At 66.6% G+C, this 18,213-nt stretch carries 17 protein-coding genes; 8 read left to right on the top strand and 9 right to left on the bottom strand.

The window, feature by feature from the left end; genetic code table 11:
• Window positions 1-100: 100 nt before the first annotated feature.
• The 3 genes from greB to KRX52_RS00430 are packed head-to-tail and all read right to left on the bottom strand — an operon-like array spanning window position 101 to window position 3,818.
• The gene (gene greB / locus KRX52_RS00440; RefSeq protein ID WP_217679165.1) at window positions 101-598 is read right to left on the bottom strand and encodes a transcription elongation factor GreB; all 498 of its coding nucleotides are present in this window, start codon (window positions 596-598) and stop codon (window positions 101-103) included.
• Between the two features lie 35 nt (window positions 599-633).
• Entirely contained in the window at window positions 634-3,138 is a 2,505-nt protein-coding gene (locus KRX52_RS00435) for an ABC transporter permease (RefSeq protein ID WP_217679163.1), read from the bottom strand.
• Entirely contained in the window at window positions 3,138-3,818 is a 681-nt protein-coding gene (locus KRX52_RS00430) for an ABC transporter ATP-binding protein (protein ID WP_217679161.1), read from the bottom strand. Before KRX52_RS00430 ends, KRX52_RS00435 begins: the two co-directional genes overlap by 1 nt.
• Before the next feature lie 10 nt (window positions 3,819-3,828).
• On the opposite strand from KRX52_RS00430, the gene KRX52_RS00425 reads away from it, so the two are divergent.
• The 3 genes from KRX52_RS00425 to KRX52_RS00415 all read left to right on the top strand — a co-directional run bounded on the left by KRX52_RS00425 (window position 3,829) and on the right by KRX52_RS00415 (window position 5,798).
• Complete coding sequence (locus tag KRX52_RS00425; RefSeq protein WP_217679159.1) at window positions 3,829-4,434, top strand: arylesterase; 606 nt, start codon at window positions 3,829-3,831, stop codon at window positions 4,432-4,434.
• Between the two features lie 60 nt (window positions 4,435-4,494).
• Window positions 4,495-4,776, top strand: a complete 282-nt coding sequence (locus KRX52_RS00420; RefSeq protein ID WP_217679157.1) for a hypothetical protein — start codon at window positions 4,495-4,497, stop codon at window positions 4,774-4,776.
• A gap of 65 nt (window positions 4,777-4,841) precedes the next feature.
• Window positions 4,842-5,798 carry a L,D-transpeptidase family protein gene (locus KRX52_RS00415; RefSeq protein ID WP_437439677.1) on the top strand — a complete coding sequence of 319 codons (957 nt, stop codon included), beginning with the start codon at window positions 4,842-4,844 and terminating at the stop codon, window positions 5,796-5,798.
• Window positions 5,799-5,958: 160 nt separating this feature from the next.
• Here KRX52_RS00415 and KRX52_RS00410 read toward each other — a convergent pair whose 3' ends face one another.
• Window positions 5,959-6,210 carry an Lpp/OprI family alanine-zipper lipoprotein gene (locus KRX52_RS00410; RefSeq protein ID WP_090348647.1) on the bottom strand — a complete coding sequence of 84 codons (252 nt, stop codon included), beginning with the start codon at window positions 6,208-6,210 and terminating at the stop codon, window positions 5,959-5,961.
• A 272-nt stretch (window positions 6,211-6,482) separates the two neighbouring features.
• On the opposite strand from KRX52_RS00410, the gene KRX52_RS00405 reads away from it, so the two are divergent.
• Window positions 6,483-6,767 (top strand): GNAT family N-acetyltransferase, encoded by a 285-nt coding sequence (locus KRX52_RS00405; RefSeq protein ID WP_217679155.1) that lies wholly within the window; start codon window positions 6,483-6,485, stop codon window positions 6,765-6,767.
• An 83-nt stretch (window positions 6,768-6,850) separates the two neighbouring features.
• Here KRX52_RS00405 and KRX52_RS00400 read toward each other — a convergent pair whose 3' ends face one another.
• Complete coding sequence (locus tag KRX52_RS00400) at window positions 6,851-7,927, bottom strand: 3-deoxy-7-phosphoheptulonate synthase (protein ID WP_217679153.1); 1,077 nt, start codon at window positions 7,925-7,927, stop codon at window positions 6,851-6,853.
• Between the two features lie 272 nt (window positions 7,928-8,199).
• Here KRX52_RS00400 and KRX52_RS00395 point away from each other — a divergent pair, with 272 nt between their 5' ends.
• The 3 genes from KRX52_RS00395 to cysB all read left to right on the top strand — a co-directional run bounded on the left by KRX52_RS00395 (window position 8,200) and on the right by cysB (window position 10,869).
• Entirely contained in the window at window positions 8,200-9,153 is a 954-nt protein-coding gene (locus KRX52_RS00395) for a putative 2-dehydropantoate 2-reductase (RefSeq protein WP_217679151.1), read from the top strand.
• Between the two features lie 129 nt (window positions 9,154-9,282).
• A complete protein-coding gene (locus tag KRX52_RS00390) occupies window positions 9,283-9,780 on the top strand; it encodes a universal stress protein (RefSeq protein WP_217679149.1) in 498 nt (165 codons plus the stop codon).
• Between the two features lie 114 nt (window positions 9,781-9,894).
• Entirely contained in the window at window positions 9,895-10,869 is a 975-nt protein-coding gene (cysB, locus tag KRX52_RS00385) for an HTH-type transcriptional regulator CysB (RefSeq protein ID WP_217679147.1), read from the top strand.
• A gap of 68 nt (window positions 10,870-10,937) precedes the next feature.
• Here cysB and KRX52_RS00380 read toward each other — a convergent pair whose 3' ends face one another.
• Window positions 10,938-11,672, bottom strand: a complete 735-nt coding sequence (locus tag KRX52_RS00380; RefSeq protein WP_217679145.1) for a phosphoadenylyl-sulfate reductase — start codon at window positions 11,670-11,672, stop codon at window positions 10,938-10,940.
• Window positions 11,673-11,896: 224 nt separating this feature from the next.
• Here KRX52_RS00380 and thrH point away from each other — a divergent pair, with 224 nt between their 5' ends.
• A complete protein-coding gene (gene thrH / locus KRX52_RS00375) occupies window positions 11,897-12,514 on the top strand; it encodes a bifunctional phosphoserine phosphatase/homoserine phosphotransferase ThrH (protein ID WP_217679143.1) in 618 nt (205 codons plus the stop codon).
• A 157-nt stretch (window positions 12,515-12,671) separates the two neighbouring features.
• On the opposite strand, the gene KRX52_RS00370 is transcribed toward thrH, so the two are convergent.
• The 3 genes from KRX52_RS00370 to KRX52_RS00360 are packed head-to-tail and all read right to left on the bottom strand — an operon-like array spanning window position 12,672 to window position 18,205.
• Window positions 12,672-13,892, bottom strand: coding sequence for a phosphoenolpyruvate carboxylase (locus KRX52_RS00370; RefSeq protein WP_217679142.1), 1,221 nt, complete (start codon window positions 13,890-13,892; stop codon window positions 12,672-12,674).
• The gene (locus KRX52_RS00365; protein ID WP_217679140.1) at window positions 13,889-14,530 is read right to left on the bottom strand and encodes a hypothetical protein; all 642 of its coding nucleotides are present in this window, start codon (window positions 14,528-14,530) and stop codon (window positions 13,889-13,891) included. The genes KRX52_RS00370 and KRX52_RS00365 overlap by 4 nt, the downstream gene beginning before the upstream one ends.
• Window positions 14,531-18,205 (bottom strand): ATP-binding protein, encoded by a 3,675-nt coding sequence (locus KRX52_RS00360; protein WP_217679138.1) that lies wholly within the window; start codon window positions 18,203-18,205, stop codon window positions 14,531-14,533.
• Between the last annotated feature and the right edge of the window lie 8 nt (window positions 18,206-18,213).

The raw sequence follows: 18,213 nt of genomic DNA, 5'->3' as shown, positions 1-18,213 counted from the left end.
CGATCGCTTGAGCCAGACATTTGCGCCACTAGATGGTGTCGAGCGGCCTGCGTTACGCCCGGCAAGCCGTCGTTGGACGAGATGCTGAGCCGCCGCTGAGTCACGGATAGTCGATCTCGACCACATACCAGGTGCGCTCGCCGGTCGGCGTGTGCACCTGAACTTCCGCGTCCAGCGCCTTGCCCACCAGGGCGCGGGCCAGTGGCGAGTCGATGCTGATGAGGTTCTGCTTCAGATCGAACTCGTCGGGACCGACGATGCGGTAGCGCGCGGTTGCGCCTTCCTCGTCCTCGAGGGTGACCCAGGCGCCGAAGTAGACCTTGCCCGGATCGCTGGGGCGCTCGCCGACCACCTTGAGGTTCTCCAGGCGCTTGCGCAGGAAGCGCACGCGGCTGTCGATTTCGCGCAGCATCTTCTTGCCGTAGGTGTATTCGGCGTTTTCCGAGCGATCCCCCTGGGCAGCGGCCTCGCTGACCGCCTGGGTGACTTGCGGCCGGCGCACGTTCCACAGTTCGTGCAGTTCGGCGCGCATGCGCGCCTCGCCCTCGGGAGTGATCAGCGGGGTGCCGGCGGTACGTGGCGGGCGGTAACGGCTCATCGGTCATTCATCCTGCAGAAGGGGGGCAAGGGGGCTCAGCCTTCGCGCAGCACGGCGAGTGGGCTGGCGTTCAACGCCCGGCGCGTGCCGAGCAGGCCGGCCGTGCCGACCAGCAGGGCGCCGATCGGCGGCAGCAGGAGCAGCGACGGGTGCGGCTGCCAGGGCAGGTCGAACACCAGGCGGTAGAGCAGGGCGCTGACCAGTTCGCAACCGAGGGCGGCGAGCAGGCCGCTGCCGGCGCCGAGCACGGCGAATTCGCGGCGCCGCGCGCGCAGCAGCAGGCGTCGCTCGGCACCGAGGGCGCGCAGCAGGGCGCCCTGGCGGATGCGCTCGTCCAGGGTGGCCTGCAAGCCGGCGAACAGCACCACCAGGCCGGCGGCGAGGACGAACAGCAGCACGTATTCGACGGCCAGGCTGACCTGGGCGAGGATGTCGCGCAACTGGGCGAGGATGGCATCGACCTGCAGCAGGGTGACCGTCGGGAAGGCGCGTGCCAGCTCGACCAGCGCCCGCTCCTGGCCCGGCGGCAGGTAGAAGCTGGTCAGGTAGGTGGTCGGCAGGCTGGCGAGGGTCTGCGGTGCGAAGATCATGAAAAAGTTCGGTTGGAAGTTGTCCCAGTTGACGCTGCGCAGGCTGCTGACCCGCGCAACCACGTCCTGGCCGGCGATGCTGAAGCCGAGGCGGTCGCCGGTTTTGACGCCGAGGCTTTCCGCGAGTTTCGCCTCGACCGATACCGCTGGGCCGTAGTCGTCCGGCAGGGCATCCCACCACTGGCCGGCGAGTAGGTGGTTGTCCCGCGGCAGCGCGGCCGACCAGGTCAGGCTGAGGTCACGCTGCACGGCGCGCTCGCCGCGCGACTCCTTGATGACCTGCTGGCGCACCGGCGCGCCGTTGATGCTGACCAGACGGCCGGGTACCACCGGGTAGAGGGTGGCCGGTTGCGGTGACAGGGCAGCGATGCGAGCGGCGAAGGTGTCGCGCTCGGCCGGCAGGATGTTCAGCGCGAACTGGTTGGGCGCCTGTTCCGGCAGCTGCTGGCGCCAGTTGTCCAGCAGCTCGCCGCGCAGCAGCAGGACCAGGGCCATGGCCAGCAGGATCAGGCCGAAGGCCAGGGTCTGCCCGGCGGCGGCCAGCGGATGGCGCAGCAGCTGGCCAAGGCCGAGGCGCCAGATCAGCCCGGCGTTGGCCAGCAGGCGGCGCAGGCCGCGCAGCGCCAGCAGCCACAGGCCGCCGAACAGCAGAGCGGCGAGCAGGCCGCCGCCGAGCAGGGCGAGGGTCAGCAGCAGGTCCAGGCTCAGCCACCACATGATCAGGCCCAGCGCCAGCAGGGCGCAGGCATAGGCGACCCAGCTGGCCAGCGAGGGCGGCAGCAGGTCGCGGCGCAACACGCGCAGCGGCGGCACCCGGCCCAGAGCCGCCAGGGGCGGCAGGGCGAAGCCGGCCAGTGCCACCAGGCCGGTGGCCATGCCGACCAGCGCTGGTTGCAGGCCGCCGGCGGGGATCTCGGCCGGCAGCAGGTCGGCGAGCAGATGGAACAGGCCGAACTGCGCCAGCCAGCCGAGCAGGGCGCCCGCCAGGCTGGCCAGCAGGCCGAGCAGCAGCAGTTGCAGGCCGAACAGTAGCAGGGCCTCGCGCCGCGACAGGCCGAAGCAGCGCAGCATGGCGCCGAGATCGAAACGTCGGCTGGCGAAACGCGCCGCGGACAGGCCGACGGCGACCCCGGCGAGTAGCACGGCCGCCAGGCTGGCCAGACTCAGGTAGCGCCCGCCACGGTCGAGGGCGCTGCCGACCTGGCGGTTGCCGTCGCGGGCGTCCTGCAGGCGCTGGTGGGCGGCCAGGCTGGCTTCGAGGCTGCGTCGATAGTCGGCCAGCGCGGCGGATTCGCCGCGCCACAGCTCGCGGTAGTTGACCCGGCTGCCGGGCTGCACCACTCCGGTGGCGTCGAGGTCGGCCAGGTTCATCAGCACTCGCGGGGTGAGGCTGTAGAAGTCGCCGGCGCGATCCGGCTCGTAGGTCAGCACCCTGCTCAGGCGCAGCGGCTGGCGGCCGATTTCGATGTCGTCACCGATCTTCAGGTCCAGCGCCACCAGCAGGCGCTGCTCGGCCCAGACTTCGCCGGGCGCCGGGCGGCCGCCGAGGACCTCGGCGGCGAGCGGCTGGGCCGTGCTCTTCAGTTGGCCACGCAGGGGATAGGCATCGTCCACCGCCTTGACGCTGGCCAGCTGCACGCCCAGATCGGTGGCGATCACGCTGGAGAATTCGACCACGCGGGCATGCGCCAGGCCGTGGCCGAGGCCGGCGGCGATCTGTTCCTGCGTGGCCGGGGCAGTACCGCGCAGCACCAGGTCGGCGGCGAGGAATTCGCCGGCGCGCAGCAGCATGGCGCCGTTCAACCGCGCGCTGAAGTAGCCGATGGCGCTGCTCGCCGCCACGGCGATCAGCAGGGCGAAGAACAGTACGCGCAGTTCGCCCGCGCGGGCCTCGCGGAGCAACTGGCGCAGGCTCAGGCGCAGCAGGCGCGCCAGGGTCAGCGCGCGCATCAGTCCAGCGTCTCTACGCGGCGCCCACCTTCCAGGCGCAGCTGGCCCTGGCAGCGTGCGGCCAGGCGGGCGTCGTGGGTGACCAGCACCAGGGTGGTGCCGTGTTCGTGGTTGAGCTGGAACAGCAGGTCGCTGATGCGCTCGCCGGTCTGGCTGTCGAGGTTGCCGGTGGGTTCGTCGGCGAACAGGATGTCCGGCTGGCCGACAAAGGCGCGGGCGATCGCCACGCGCTGCTGTTCGCCGCCGGAGAGCTGGCGCGGGTAGTGGCTCAAGCGCTGGCCAAGGCCGACCCGCTCGAGCAGGCTGCGTGCGCTCTGCCGGGCATCGGCGCGGCCTTCCAGCTCCAGCGGCAACATGACGTTCTCCAGCGCGGTGAGGCTGTCGATCAGCTGGAACGACTGGAACACGAAGCCGACGTGCTCGGCGCGCACGCGGGCGCGCTGGTCCTCGTCGAGGCGGGAGAGGGCGTGGCCGGCCAGCTGCACTTCGCCGCTGCTGGGCTGGTCGAGGCCGGCGAGCAGGCCGAGCAGGGTGGATTTGCCCGATCCGGAGCGGCCGACGATGGCCAGGCTGTCGCCGCGCTTCAGCTCCAGGCTGAGATCGTCGAGGATGGTCAACGCGCCTTCCGCGCTGTCGACCACTTTGCTAAGGTTTCGCGCATTGAGAATGCTGGCGCTCATGGAGAATCCGATGCGTACATGGTTGTTGCGCGGCTGTCTGGGACTGCTGTTGCTGGCCCAGAATGCGGCGGCGGGAACCTTGCTGGTCGTCGGCGATAGTATCAGCGCGGCTTTCGGCCTGGAAACCCGCGACGGCTGGGTCAGTCTGCTGGCCTCGCGCCTGCAGCGCGAGGCGCCCGACTGGCGGGTGGTGAACGCTTCGGTGAGCGGCGACACCAGTGCCGGCGGGCTCTCCCGCCTGCCGGCGCTGCTCGAGGCGCATGCTCCGCAGTTGGTGCTGATCGAACTGGGCGGCAACGATGGGCTGCGTGGCCAGCCGCCGCTGCAATTGCAACAGAATCTTGCCGCGATGATTGCGCAGAGCCGCGCCGCCGGGGCAGAGGTGCTGCTGCTGGGCATGAAGCTGCCGCCCAACTACGGCCCACGCTACACCCGTGCCTTCGAGCAGGTGTATGTCGAGCTGGCCGAACGCAAGCAGGTGCCGCTGGTGCCGTTCTTCCTCAAGGGGGTGGGTGGCGTCGACGGCATGGTGCAGGGCGACGGCATCCATCCGACGGCTGCCGCCCAGCCGATTCTGCTGGAAAATCTCTGGCCGACGCTGCAACCGCTGCTCTGACCCTTTTCCCGTCGGAGGCTTTCGGCTAAGGTTGCGCGCCGCGCCGCCCCGGAGCCCTCGATGTCGCGCCAATCCTGGTCCCTGTATGCCTACCGCTTGCTCGTTCCCGACGAGCAACTGGACCTGTTCGCCTGTCAGGAAGTGCGCATGCACCTGGTCGCGCGGCAGCTGGAGCTGGGCGACCCGGGCGACCATACCCTGTGCGGCAGCCTGTTGCCGGCGCATCCGCTCTGGGAGGTGCTGGACAGGGGCACGCTCAAGGACCGCCGGTTGTGCTCGGCCTGTCTGCAGCGCCTGCGCGCCGAGCGCCACGGCCTGCCGCGGGATTGGCCAGTGCGCTGATTCTCGCGCCTGTCACTGGTGCCGGTGTACAATATTTGATCGTTCAATTTACTCAGGTATTACCGATGTTCTCGCGTGTTGTTGCCGTTCGCCCCATGCTGGCCAGCCTGGCCGCACTGCTGCTGGCCGCACCTGCCAGCGCGCTGGAGCTGCCTCTGCCGCCGCCTGGCGAGGATGTCGTTGGCCAGCTGCAGGTGATCAAGGCCAAGTACGAAGATACCTTCGCCGATATCGGTACGGCCAACGATCTGGGCTATCTGGAGATGGTCGCCGCCAACCCGGGGGTCGATCCCTGGCTGCCGGGTGTGGGTACCGAAATCATCCTGCCGACCCGTTTCATCCTGCCGCCGGGGCCCCGTGAAGGCATCGTGATCAACCTGGCCGAATACCGCATGTACTACTTCCCCAAGGGGCAGAACGTGGTGCATACCTACCCGCTGGGCATTGGCCGCGAGGGCTGGGGTTCGCCGATCACCAATACCTCCATCATCGCGAAGACGCCGAATCCGAGCTGGACGCCGCCTGCCTCGATCCGCAAGGAGCACGCCGCCGAGGGTGATCCGCTGCCAGCGGTGGTGCCGGCCGGGCCGGACAACCCGCTGGGGCCGTTCAAGTTCACTCTGGGCACACCCGGCTACCTGATCCATGGCTCGAACAAGAAGTTCGGCATCGGCATGCGCGTCAGCCACGGCTGCTTCCGCATGCTCAACCACAACGTCCTGGAGCTGGCCAAGATGGCGCCGGTGGGAACACCGCTGCGCATCATCAACCAGCCGTACAAGTTCGGCGTAGCTGGCGGCAAGGTGTATCTGGAGGCGCACACGCCGCTGGACGATCATGGCGAACCGTCGGTGGTCGACAAGCACACCGAAGTGATCAATGCGCTGCTCAAGCGTGATGATCTCAAGGATGATGCGCGCCTGGACTGGGAAGTGGTGCGCGAAGTGGTGGCCGCCGAGGATGGCTTGCCGGTGGAGATCGCTGCCCCGCGAGAGCAGGTAGCCAGCGCGGCAGCGCACTAGCCGTCGCTGGCCGGAAAAGCCCGCTGCAGTTTTGCTGCCGCGGGCTTTTTATTGCCGCCAGATTATTGCAGTGGAGTACATACTGCTGGTCGTTTCGGCGGGCAATAAAAAAGCCGACCCTCGCGGGTCGGCTTCTGCAAATAGCAGGTCGGAAGACCTATTACTTGCGGCTGGCTTTTTCCAGCATGCGCAGAGCGCGCTCGTTGGCTTCGTCAGCGGTCTGCTGAGCCTTCTGAGCGGCGGCCAGAGCTTCGTCAGCCTTGCGGTAGGCTTCGTCGGCACGAGCTTGAGCGCGGGCAGCGGCGTCTTCGGTAGCGGTCAGACGAGCTTCGGTTTCTTTGGACATGCTGCTGCAACCGGTAGCCAGGATGGCGGCCAGGGTCAGAGCGGAAATTTTCAGAACGTTGTTCATAGTGTTCCCCTTTGGGTGGATTTCCGTGATGCAATTTCCCTCACGGGGAAATCTGCTGGGTTATATAGTACGCATTAGTTCTAGTAAGTAAACGTTTCGAAGGCAAGGCAAGCCGAAATTTTTGTCTTTGTCCGCATTTAGTACATTGATATTGTTTAAAAAATAATCATGTGCCAGCTGTCCCGATTGGCCCATGGCACTTGCCCGGGGTCCGGTTGTCCAACTGCGCGAGGCAGCCTGCGACCGATGTGCAGCGTAAGGAGAGAGTTGTGATGAGCGAGCCACTGTCCATTCAGCATGATCTGGCAGGCAAGCAATTCGAGGTGACGGTGGATGGTCACCGTGCCTACTTGTCCTATATGGATCTGGGCAAGCAGACCATCGATATCTACCGTACCTTCGTCCCCGATGCTCTGCGCGGGCACGGGGTGGCGGCAGCGCTGACTGAGCAGGCGCTGCAGTTCGCCGAAGGCCGTGGCTATACGGTCATTCCATCCTGCTCCTACGTGGAGCGCTACCTGGAGCGCCGCCAGCGCAAGGGCGAGCGCCAGGGGTGAGGGGCGGGGGCAAAGAAAATGCCAGTCAGTATGACTGACTGGCATAAGGTCACGCGCCCGGCTGTTGGGTGGCTGTCGCCCGATCAGCCGCGCTGGCGCTTGGGCAGAACGTCCTTGAGCTTGGCATGCATGCTGCGCAGGGTCTTTTCCGTGCTGTCCCAGTCGATGCAGGCATCGGTGACGGACACGCCGTACTTGAGTTCGCAGAGATTCTTCGGAATCGACTGGTTGCCCCAGCCCAGGTTGCTTTCCACCATCAGGCCGATGATCGAGTTGTTGCCCTCGAGGATCTGGTTGGCGACGTTTTCCATCACCAGCGGCTGCAGGGCCGGGTCCTTGTTGGAGTTGGCGTGGCTGCAGTCGACCATGATGTTCGGGCGAATGCCGGCCTTGGTCAGTTCCTGCTCGCACAGGGCGACGCTGACCGAATCGTAGTTCGGCTTGCCACTGCCGCCGCGCAGGACCACGTGGCCGTAGCGGTTACCCTTGGTGGTGACGATCGATACCTGGCCTTGCTGGTTGAGGCCGAGGAAGCGGTGCGGGCTGGAAACAGACTGCAGGGCGTTGATCGCCACGGTCAGGCCGCCGTCGGTGCCGTTCTTGAAGCCGACTGCCGAGGACAGGCCGGAGGCCATTTCGCGGTGGGTCTGCGATTCGGTGGTGCGCGCGCCGATGGCCGACCAGCTGATCAGGTCCTGCAGGTACTGCGGGGAGATCGGGTCGAGGGCTTCGGTGGCGGTCGGCAGGCCCATCTCGGCCAGGTCGCAGAGCAGTTTGCGGCCGATGTGCAGGCCGTCCTGGATCTTGAACGAGTCGTCGAGGTACGGGTCGTTGATCAGGCCCTTCCAGCCGACGGTGGTGCGCGGCTTCTCGAAGTACACGCGCATGATCAGGTACAGGGTGTCGGAGACCTCGGCAGCCAGCCCCTTGAGACGCTCGGCATATTCGTGCGCGGCCTTGATGTCGTGGATCGAGCAGGGGCCGACCACCACGAACAGGCGGTGATCCTTGCCGTCGAGAATGTCGCGGACCACCTGGCGGCCATGGCTCACGGTGTGGCGGGCGGTATCGGTGAGGGGGAGTTCTTGCTTGAGCTGGTCGGGGGTGATCAGCGCCTCGTTGGAGGCGATGTTAAGGTCGTCGATCGGTAAATCAGCCATCGTGTTACTACTCGTCAGGTCACGGATGCCGTCCGCCAGCCAGGCCCGTGGCGGAGCGCAGCAAATAGGGGCAACGGGATGCCAGAACCTTAACGCTTTCGGCCGCCGCTTCACAATAAAGACTTGCAGTTTTTCCGGGCTTGAAGCAGCCGTTCGGCAGCTTCGTGGCGCCACATCAGTGTGCGATCAGCGGTGATTTTCTCTGCGGGCGTCTTGCCTGCGCTGGCGCCGGCCATGGATAGTGCGCGATCCCCTTGTTGAGGAGCATTGCCATGAGCGAATCCGCTCGTCCGCGCATCGGCATCATCGGTACCGGTGCCATCGGTGGTTACTACGGCCTGATGCTGGCGCGTGCCGGTTTCGAGGTGCATTTCCTGCTGCGCAGCGAATACGCGGCGGTCGCCCGCGACGGTCTGCGCGTGCGTCATGCTCAGCTCGGCGAGTTGCATCTGCCGCAGGTCAATGCCTGGCGCGAGGCGGCCGCGATGCCACCCTGCGATTGGCTGCTGGTTGGCGCCAAGACCACCAGCAACCGCGAGCTGGCGCCCCTCATCGCGCAGGTGGCGGCGCCGGGGGCGAAGGTGGTGCTGCTGCAGAACGGCCTGGGGGTGGAGGACGCGCTGCGTCCACTGCTGCCGGCGTCGCTGCACCTGCTCGGCGGCTTGTGCTTCATCTGCGCCCATCGCGAGGCGCCGGGGCTGGTGGTGCATCAGTCCCAGGGCGTGTGCAATCTCGGCTATCACAGCGGCCCGGCGACTGCAGAGGAGCGCCAGGCGCTGCTCGAGCAGGGCGTGACCTGGCTGCGCGAGGCGGGCATCGAGTCCAGCGTGATCGCCGATCTGATCCAGGCCCGCTGGCAGAAACTGGTGTGGAACGTGCCGTACAACGGCCTGTCGGTGCTGCTGCACAGCTCCACCCGGCCGCTGATGGCCAACCCGGACAGTCGCGCGCTGCTGCAGGCGCTGATGCAGGAGGTGGTGGATGCCGCCTTGGCCTGCGGCTACAGCCTGCCGGACAACTATGCGCAGAAGCTGCTGGCCTACACCGACCGCATGCCCGACTACCTGCCGAGCATGTACCACGACTTCGCGCAGCGTCGGGAGGCCGAGCTGCCGGCGCTGTATGCCGCGCCACTGGCTGCCGCAGCGGCGGCGGGTGTCGACATGCCGCGGGTGCGCATGCTCTATCAGGCACTGGCTTTCCTGCAGGCTACGGCGCAGCAATAGGACGGCATCCGATATCAGGTGGGCCACTGTTCCCGGTAGCCATGTACCGCACGGCGTGGCCAGCGGGTGCGCGAATAAACGCCTGCTACGCTGAGGAGGAATTGCAAAAACCTCGCCAGCGGAGGCGTGATGATCCGTTCCATCCTCTACGCCACCGACCTCGGACTGTTTGCCCCCTACGTGCTGCAGCACGCCCTGTTGCTGGCGCGTACCCATCGCGCCGATCTCTATGTCCTGCATGTGGTCGAGCCGCTCGGCCTGTTCGCCGAATCGGTACTGCAGACCTATCTGGATGCCGCCAGCTACAACGATCTGCGCCTGCGCGGGGTGGACAGCGTGATGGCGGGCATCGAGCAGCGGGTGTTCGAAGGCTTCTGCGACGAATTGCGGGAAAGCGACGGGGAAAGCGTGCCGATCCGTGCGGTGCGGGTGCAGCTCGGCGACCCGCCGCAGGTGATCCTGCAGGAGGCACAGGATCTGGCGGTCGACCTCATCGTGATCGGCTCGCACAGCCAGAGCATGCCCGCCTGTTCGGCACTGGGGCGTACCTGCCTGCGGCTGCTGCAGCAGGGGCGCGTGCCTGTCTATCTGGTGCCCATCCTGCCGGAAGAGCCCGCCGAGCATTGACGCACGCACAAAACAACATTTTTCGTCTAATATGAAAAAATATAGTCTATTGTGGTTATAAGAGGCGGCCGCTACCGGCAGCCGTCCGGCCAATTTCTGCTTTGAGGATCACTCATGAAGCTTCAGCAACTGCGTTACATCTGGGAAGTGGCGCATCATGACCTGAACGTTTCGGCCACGGCGCAGAGCCTCTACACCTCGCAGCCAGGGATCAGCAAGCAGATCCGCCTGCTCGAGGATGAGCTGGGCGTCGAGGTGTTCGCCCGCAGCGGCAAGCACCTGACCCGCGTTACCCCGGCCGGGGAACGGATCATCACCACAGCCGGCGAGATCCTGCGCAAGGTGGAGAGCATCAAGCAGATTGCCCAGGAGTTCTCCAACGAGAAGAAGGGCACCCTGTCGATCGCCACCACCCACACCCAGGCGCGCTATGCCCTGCCGGAAGTGATCAGCGCCTTCATCAAGCAGTATCCCGAGGTGGCCCTGCACATGCACCAGGGCTCGCCGGCGCAAATCGCCGAAATGGCGGCCGACGGCACCGTGGATTTCGCCATCGCCACCGAGGCGCTGGAGCAGTTCGGCGATCTGGTGATGATGCCCTGCTATCGCTGGAACCGCTGCGTGATCGTGCCGCAGGGGCACCCGCTGACCCGCCTGCCCAAGCTGACCCTCGAGGCGCTGGCCGAGCAGCCGATCGTCACCTACGTGTTCGGTTTCACCGGGCGCTCCAAGCTGGACGAGGCGTTCAGCCATCGCGGCCTGGAGCCCAAGGTGGTGTTCACGGCGGCCGATGCTGACGTGATCAAGACCTACGTCCGCCTGGGCCTGGGCGTCGGCATCGTCGCCGGGATGGCGGTCGATCCGGAGCAGGACAAGGATCTGGTGGTGTTGGATGCCAGCGAGCTGTTCGAGTCCAGCGTGACCAAGATCGGCTTCCGCCGCGGCACCTTCCTGCGCGGCTTCATGCTCGACTTCATCGAGCGCTTCGCGCCGCACCTGACTCGCGAGCGGGTCACCGAGGCGGTGCAGTGCCGCAACAAGGCCGAGCTGGAAGAGCTGTTTGCCGATATTGTGCTGCCCGTCCACTGAGGTTTTCCAGCCTGGAATGAAAAAGCCCGACTCGCTGAGTCGGGCTTTTCGCTTTCAGGGGCTCGCCGTCAGTTCTTGGCGATCAGGTTGCCGGCGTGCAGGCCGCATTCCTTGTGGGTAGCTTCCTCCCACCACCAGCGTCCCTCGCGCTCGTGCTGGTTGGGCAGCACCGGGCGGGTGCAGGGCTCGCAGCCGATGCTGATGAAGCCCTGCTCGTGCAGCGGGTTGTAGGGGACCTCCAGCATGCGGATGTAGCCCCACACTTCCTCGCTGCTCATGTTGGCCAGCGGGTTGAACTTGTACAGCGGTTTGTCGGCGGTGGAGAAGGCACCGTCCAGCTCGAGCACGGCCACCTGGCTGCGGGTGCCGGGGCTCTGGTCGCGGCGCTGGCCGGTGGCCCAGGCCTTCACGGTGGCCAGCTTGCGCTTGAGCGGCTCGATCTTGCGGATGCCGCAGCACTCGCCATGGCCGTCCTTGTAGAAGCTGAACAGGCCCTTCTCGCGCACCAGCGGCTCGAGCAGGCGCGCGTCCGGGGAGAGCACCTCGATCTGGATGCCGTAGTGTTCGCGTACCTGCTCGATGAAGCGGTAGGTCTGCGCGTGCAGGCGGCCGGTGTCGAGGCTGAACACCTTGACGTTCTTGTTCAGCTTCCAGGCCATGTCCACCAGCACCACGTCCTCGGCGCCGCTGAAGGAGATCCACAGCTCGTCGCCGAAATGCTCGAAGGCGAGCTTGAGCACTTCCTGCGGGGATTTGTCGGCGTAGGTGGCCGCCAGGGTGGCGACATCGAAGGTCTGGCTCATCGGGGTGTCCGGTAGATTCGTGGCTGATGCGTGGCTCAGATGGTAACAGCAAGGCGTTTATACGCTGAAATAACCAAATCTAGCTGTAGTGCTAACTGCCAGGTATATGCAGCAGGCGCTATCCGCTGGATTTTCCGCTGCCCGACGAGCGCCGCGTTGCGCCTGGGCGGTCAACTCGCTAGAGTGCCGCCTCAATTTCTGCCTGTTAAATCGAGGAGTGCCCTGTGGAAATCGCCTGTCTTGATCTCGAGGGTGTGCTGGTCCCGGAAATCTGGATCGCCTTTGCCGAGAAAACCGGAATCGACGCGCTCAAGGCGACCACCCGCGACATTCCTGACTACGACGTGCTGATGAAGCAGCGTCTGCGCATCCTCGACGAGCACGGCCTGAAGCTGCGCGACATCCAGGAAGTGATCGCCACCCTCAAGCCGCTGGACGGCGCGGTGGAGTTCGTCGACTGGCTGCGCGAGCGCTTCCAGGTGGTGATCCTCTCCGACACCTTCTACGAGTTCTCCCAGCCGCTGATGCGCCAGCTCGGCTTCCCGACCCTGCTGTGCCACAAGCTGATCACCGACGAGACCGACCGCGTAGTGGACTACCAGCTGCGCCAGAAGGACCCCAAGCGTCAGTCGGTGATTGCGCTGAAGAGCCTGTACTACCGGGTGATCGCCGCCGGCGACTCGTACAACGACACCACCATGCTCGGCGAGGCCCACTCCGGCATCCTGTTCCACGCGCCGGAAAACGTGATCCGCGAGTTCCCGCAGTTCCCGGCGGTGCACACCTACGAGGACCTCAAGCAGGAGTTCCTCAAGGCGTCGGTGCGCGACCTCAGCCTGTAAAGGTAGCGCTGCCGTAGCAAGACCGAGGCCCGCCATTGTGCGGGCCTCGGTGTTTATGGGAGTGAGAAATCACCGGGGGTGGCGCGGCACCATCCTCAGTCGCACGCCCTGGGCCAGCATATGCTGCTGCACGCGCTGCCATCCCTGTGGCGCGCACTCAAGCCAGCCATAACCGCACGTCGCGCACGATGAAGTTGCCGGAGTACAACGGATGCGCTTCGCCGATGGGATCCAGCTCGAAGTGGCGCTTCTGCTCCTCCGGCAGCCCCTCGTAGCCGCCGATCACCTGGTACAGCCAGCTTTCCGCATCCCAGGGCAGCTCGTGCTGCGCCCGCCAGGCCAGCGCCGAGATTGGCTGGCCGCTGTCGATCACCTGGCAGAAGTAGGCCGATACCGCCTCGCGGATCGGGTTGTGTTCGATCTCGAAGGCTTCCACCTCGCCGAGCACGAACTCGCCGGCCTCGGTCTGCGCGGGAGCGAAGCGGTCCGCCGGCTGCAGGGCGCGGATCTGGGCCAGCAGCGCGAACAGATCGCCTTCGTGCTGCGGGTTGTGGATGTCCACGGCGGCCGGCGCGAGTATCGCCGCGGCCTGGTTGAACAGTTGCGGCACGTTCTGGTGGGCGGCATGGTTACCCACCTGGTAGTCCGCTTGCTGCTCCATGTGCAGCAGCCAGCCCTTGAGCAGGCGGGTACGGCCGCGGATCTGCCGGAAGCGACCGAGCAGCTCCAGCAGGCGCCCCTGGACGATGCTCAGCTCCTGGGAGCAGGCGCTGACCGTGCGCTGCAGGCTGGTGACCAGCAGGCGACGCAGTTCGCGTAGATCGCCGGCGGTGTCGGCCAGCTCCTCGAAGCTGATCATTTCCAGCCCGGCGAGCAGTTCGCTGACCTGCGCCTGGGCCAGTTCGTTCTCGCGGATCTTGGCGGTGAGGGTGCCGACGTAGCCGAACTCGTTGTTGATCCGGCTCCACAGCACGCGAATGCCGTGGCTGAGGGTTTCGCCGAAGGCGTAGACGTGCTCCTTGAGGTCCGCCAGGTAGGCGTCGGCCGCGGCGTAGTCGCCCTGGTGGCGGGCTTCCTTGTAGTGGGCGGCGAGGGTCTTGAAGGTGGCCAGCGCGCTGCCGGTGTTGGCGTCGATCTGCCGGTTGCGGTCGTCGCGCAGGGCCTCTTCCAGCAGCGCGCGCACCACCCGGCGCAGGTGCAGGTCGGCGCCGGGCTCGGGGCGGTAGAGGATGCCGTCCTTGACCAGGCGCTCCTGCACCGCCGGCTCCAGCGCCTGGTCGCGCAAGGAGCCTGCCAGGTAGGCGTCCATGATCGGCTCGGCATGCCGGCCGAGCTGGCGCAGGAAGCGCACTCCGGCCTGATGCAGGTTGCTGCTCATAGCAGGCTGCCCTGGCTGGCGCTTTCCGCCCGCTCTTCCAGATCCAGGCTCTCGGTCTCGTCGATGAAGCGGATCACCTCGTACAGGTAGTCCAGCTTGCCGGTGCCGAGGTAGATCTGCTTGTCCGGGTTGGGGCGCACCAGATAGCCCAGCTCGCACAGGCGCTTGAACACCTGCTTGATCTGGCCGTCGACCGTGACGCTGGTGGAGCCGAACAGCCGGTAGTGGCTGACCCGCGCCAGCTGCTCGCGGAACGCCGGGGTGTCCTCGACAATGCTCTGCAGCTCGTTGAGGCGCAGCGCCGAACCTTCGGTGAGCGGCGCGTCCTGGGCGCCGGCTTCCTGGACCAGCACCAGCCATTCCACCAGCGGCGTCAGGGCATTGCAGGCATCGCGGAACTGCTGGCCGACGACCTTGCGCTCGTCCTCGCCGAGCTGGTGGTAGGCGCAGAAGAACACGTCGCTGTCGGTGCCGCTGCCGACCGTGGCCACCATGCGGTTGAGCGTGGCCAGGTAGTCGTCGACCTGCTCGCGGTTGGCGGGGGTCTTCAGGAAGCGCCAGCCGTCCTCGTCGGTGGTGCGGCAGATGAAGTCGCCCTTGAGCAGACGCTCGATGACCTGTCCCTTCGTCGAGAGCATTTAGGCGACCTCCCCGGTTTTCAGCCCTTTGAGTTTTTCGGCGATGACGTCCAGCTGCGGCTTGACCACCTGCAGCTGGCGGGTCTGCTTGTTGACGATGTAGCGGTTGGCGAACAGCGACAGCACCTCGGAATCCGGGTTGGGGAAGGCGCCGAGGATGCGGATGTTGTTGCTGCTGCAGGCGTCGAAGATCTTCTTCACGTTGTTGTGGTGCAGGGTGCCCAGCTCGTCGATCGGCCAGTGGATGGTGACCGGCGCGTTGCCGCGCAGCAGGCGGGTGAAGGCCAGCAGGAACTTGCAGAGGATCAGGTAGGCCATGCCGTGGCTGGAGGATTCGTTGAGCTGGCGGTCGGTGCGGATCACCAGGTCGCTGTTGCCCTCGCGCAGGCGCAGCTCGATTTCCAGCAGGGCAGCGATGCCGCCGTTGAGCGCCGAGCGGCCGATGATGTCCAGCGCGCGGCGCATGCTGGTGGTGTACTCCTCGCCGGGCAGCTCGCTGAAGCCGGCTTCCCGCCAGGCGCGGAACGCCTTGATGAAGGCTTTCAGCTCCGGCCAGAACTCCAGCTCGCTGATCCGCGAGCGGATGCGCACCGCCGACTCGGAAACACCATCGAGGAACAGTTCCTCGCTGACCTCGCGGGTGATCCGTGCGCTCTGCGTGGCGATGCGCCGGTCGATGTCGGCCAGCACCTCGTAGTAGCCGTGCAGGTCGAGGCCGAAGATCTTGCCCTGTTCGCGCAGGCCGGTGAGTTTCTGCGGCACCATCACGTTGAGCAGCTGCGCCAGGTGTGGCACCAGGCGGCGATAGTCGAGGCTGGGGATGCCGCGCTCGTTGGCCAGGGTGCATTCCTCGCGGCTGCGCTCCCAGGTTTCCGCCAGGCTGGAGCCGGACTGGCCGACGATCAGGCTGTCGAAGTGCTCCACGTGGGCCTTGATGGCGGCCAGCATCTGCTCGCGGCCGTGCAGCAGCTCCTCGCCCAGGCGCAGGCGCTCGTCCAGTTCGCCCTCGGCGATCTCGCCGTCGCGCGGCAGTTTCATCTCGCCGAAGCGGCGCAGCAGGGTCTTCAGGCGGGCCAGGGCGTCGTCGAGGGTGCCTTTCTGCTGCAGGGCCTGCTGGCGGGTTGCTTCCAGCTGGCTGCGTTCGGCCTTGTACTCGGCCGAGGCGGTCTTCAACTGCTGCTCCAGGGTGGCGGCGCGGGTACGACTTTCGCCCAGTTGGGCCTGCAGCTTGGGCTTGCGCTGCAGCCAGCTGTGGCGATACCAGTCGTCGTAGCGCAGTACCTCGGCGCGGCGCTGTTCACTGCGGGCGATCTTGTCGATGAGGCCCTTGATCTGCCGTTTCAGTTCGACGATGACGGTTTCGTCCACACCGCGGGACTTCAGCTCGGCCTGGTACCAGTGCTCGCACTGGGCCAGTTCGGCCTGGGCATTGGCCCGGCGCTCGTCGGCGGCGGTGCGCAGCTGGCGGATCTGGCTGTCGAGACTGCCGATCACCTGCTGCCAGTGGGCGGAGGTCTCCAGGCGCTCCTCGCTGTGTTGCGTCTTCAGCTCGCTCAGCCAGCCGTCGCGCGCGCTGGCGAGCTGCTTGAGGGCGTTGTCGAGCTCGACCAGCTGCTTGCGCGCCTGGGAGCGGCGCTCGGCGACGGCAGCATCCAGCTTGTCCTTCTGGCTGCGACGCTCCTCCTTGAGGCGCTGGCGGTCGTCGCGGCGGTTCTGTGCCTCGCTGCGCGCCACCACCAGCTGACGCTGCAGTTCGTCGAGGGCTGCGCTGGCTTCGACCAGCCCGCTCTCCGCCTCCTGCTGCTGGTTGCGGGCGTCCTGCAGGGCGTCCTTGGCCAGCTGAAGGCGCTGGCGCAGCTCCGGCTCGCTGGCCGCATGCTCGGGGATGTCGAGGCTAGTCAGGTCCAGGTGCAGACCGAACAGGCTGTCCGGATCGGCATCGACCACAGCCGGCTTGAGATCGCTGCGTTGCAGCAGCGCCGGGTGGATCACCTTGCCGAGCCGCGCTTCCCAGCCGGGCTGCTCGCGGCGCAGGAACTCCAGCAGCGTGTGCTGGCCCGGGTAGAGCGCGCGCTCGAGATCCTCCAGCTGCTCCTGGCGCTCGGCCGCCCGCCGGGCGGCCAGCGCGAACGCCGTGTTGGCCTCGTCGCGGCGGCCGCGCAGCTGGCGCTCCTGGCCTTCCAGCTGGCGGACCCTGGCCTCGGCCGCCTCGCCCTTCTCGTCGGCCTCTTCGAGGCGGCGGTCGAGAATCGCCAGGGCGAGATTTTCCGCCTCGCTGTAGCCGACGCTGGCGATCTGCTGCTCCAGGCGCCCCCGCTCCAGTTTCAGAGCATATTCGCGCTGGGTGAAGTCCTCCTGACCCTGCTGGCGGCGGGCGGCGAAGGCCTTCTCGAGGGCGCCCAGCCCGTCGTCCTGCTGCGCCTTCTGGGTGTCGCGCTCCTCGCGCAACGCATCTTCCTGGGCACGCAGCTGTTCCAGCGCCGCTTCGCGCTGGTCCTTGATCGCCTGCTGGCGCTCCAGGTAGGCACGCTCCACGTCCTGATGCTGCTCGGTCAACAGGCGGTGGCGGGCCTGCAGGTTGCCCAGGTCGTCGCCCCAGGCGCCGAGCTGCTCAAGATCGGCCTTGGCCTGCTCGATGTCGGCGTCGAGGAAGGCCTGGTACTGGTTTTCGATCTGGTCCAGTTCGTCGCCGATGCGGCCGATGTCGCCCCTGGCCGCCGACAGGTCCTGGTTGAGCGTGTCGCGCTGTTCCTTCCAGCGCTCCTCCAGCTGGCCGAGGCGCAAGCCGGTCTGCTCGATGACTGCGGCGGTTTCCTCCTGGCGCTGGTACAGCCGCGGCTCGTCGGCGCGGTAGCCCAGCAGCAGGCCGCCCAGGCGTGCCTCGCAGGCGAGCAGGTCCTGGTATTCGCGCTCCAGCTTGTCGAATTCCGGGCGGATGGCGTTGAAGCCCTGGATCAGACGGCTGTCGCGGATCCAGTCCTCGACGCGCTGCAGGTTGAGATGGGTGGCGGGTGGGCTGACGCCGTCCTCCTCGAGGATCGCGGCGACCATCGACTTGACGGTCTCCATCTTGCCCTCGCGCGAGTGCACGGCCCGCGCCAGCTTCTCGATATGGCGCAGCGAGTGCTCGGCGTCGCACAGCGAGAACTGCCGCGCCCAGCTGCGCAGCTCGGCGCGCTGGCCGTCGGCGGCGAGCAGGCTGCGGTCGTTCTGGATGATGGCTCGGAACTGGCGGGTATTGAGCAGGGGGCTGACCGGCACGCCGGCCTGTTTCAGCTGGCGGCCCAGTTCGGCCATGTTCAGGCAGGTGATCGCATCGCCCTGGCGGCTCTTGATGTAGTCGTCCAGTTCGAAGGCCTTGTGCACCAGGCGGTAGGCGACGCCCTTGCCGTCGCTGGCGGCGGCCAGCACCGCCTGGCACAGCGCACCGTCCATGCGCCGGTACTCGTAGACGATGAAGCTCTGTTCGCTGGGCAGGTACCAGCGCTCGAAGCTGTCGCGGGTGGCCGGTACCACGCGGCTCGGGTATTCGCCGTAGAACACCGGCACCAGACGCTGCAGGGTGGTCTTGCCGGAGGCGTTGGTGCCGCAGATGTTGGTGTGGTCATCGACGACCAGTTCCACTACACCCGCCAGGTGGGTGTTGATCAGGATGATGCGGTTCAGGCTGGGCATTGGGGTCC

It is taken from the genome of Geopseudomonas aromaticivorans (genome assembly GCF_019097855.1).
GTDB classification, from domain to species: Bacteria; Pseudomonadota; Gammaproteobacteria; order Pseudomonadales; family Pseudomonadaceae; genus Geopseudomonas; species Geopseudomonas aromaticivorans.
This window is presented reverse-complemented; position numbering and strand designations above follow the sequence as displayed.

Coding starts and splice junctions, on each gene's coding strand:
- KRX52_RS00415 (WP_437439677.1), top strand. CDS start 4,842: ATGTTCTCGCGTGTTGTTGCCGTTCGCCCCATGCTGGCCAGCCTGGCC.
- KRX52_RS00395 (WP_217679151.1), top strand. CDS start 8,200: ATGAGCGAATCCGCTCGTCCGCGCATCGGCATCATCGGTACCGGTGCC.
- KRX52_RS00360 (WP_217679138.1), bottom strand. CDS start 18,205: ATGCCCAGCCTGAACCGCATCATCCTGATCAACACCCACCTGGCGGGT.
- KRX52_RS00390 (WP_217679149.1), top strand. CDS start 9,283: ATGATCCGTTCCATCCTCTACGCCACCGACCTCGGACTGTTTGCCCCC.
- KRX52_RS00435 (WP_217679163.1), bottom strand. CDS start 3,138: ATGCGCGCGCTGACCCTGGCGCGCCTGCTGCGCCTGAGCCTGCGCCAG.
- KRX52_RS00420 (WP_217679157.1), top strand. CDS start 4,495: ATGTCGCGCCAATCCTGGTCCCTGTATGCCTACCGCTTGCTCGTTCCC.
- KRX52_RS00425 (WP_217679159.1), top strand. CDS start 3,829: ATGCGTACATGGTTGTTGCGCGGCTGTCTGGGACTGCTGTTGCTGGCC.
- KRX52_RS00405 (WP_217679155.1), top strand. CDS start 6,483: ATGAGCGAGCCACTGTCCATTCAGCATGATCTGGCAGGCAAGCAATTC.
- KRX52_RS00400 (WP_217679153.1), bottom strand. CDS start 7,927: ATGGCTGATTTACCGATCGACGACCTTAACATCGCCTCCAACGAGGCG.
- KRX52_RS00410 (WP_090348647.1), bottom strand. CDS start 6,210: ATGAACAACGTTCTGAAAATTTCCGCTCTGACCCTGGCCGCCATCCTG.
- cysB (WP_217679147.1), top strand. CDS start 9,895: ATGAAGCTTCAGCAACTGCGTTACATCTGGGAAGTGGCGCATCATGAC.
- KRX52_RS00430 (WP_217679161.1), bottom strand. CDS start 3,818: ATGAGCGCCAGCATTCTCAATGCGCGAAACCTTAGCAAAGTGGTCGAC.
- KRX52_RS00365 (WP_217679140.1), bottom strand. CDS start 14,530: ATGCTCTCGACGAAGGGACAGGTCATCGAGCGTCTGCTCAAGGGCGAC.
- greB (WP_217679165.1), bottom strand. CDS start 598: ATGAGCCGTTACCGCCCGCCACGTACCGCCGGCACCCCGCTGATCACT.
- KRX52_RS00370 (WP_217679142.1), bottom strand. CDS start 13,892: ATGAGCAGCAACCTGCATCAGGCCGGAGTGCGCTTCCTGCGCCAGCTC.
- KRX52_RS00380 (WP_217679145.1), bottom strand. CDS start 11,672: ATGAGCCAGACCTTCGATGTCGCCACCCTGGCGGCCACCTACGCCGAC.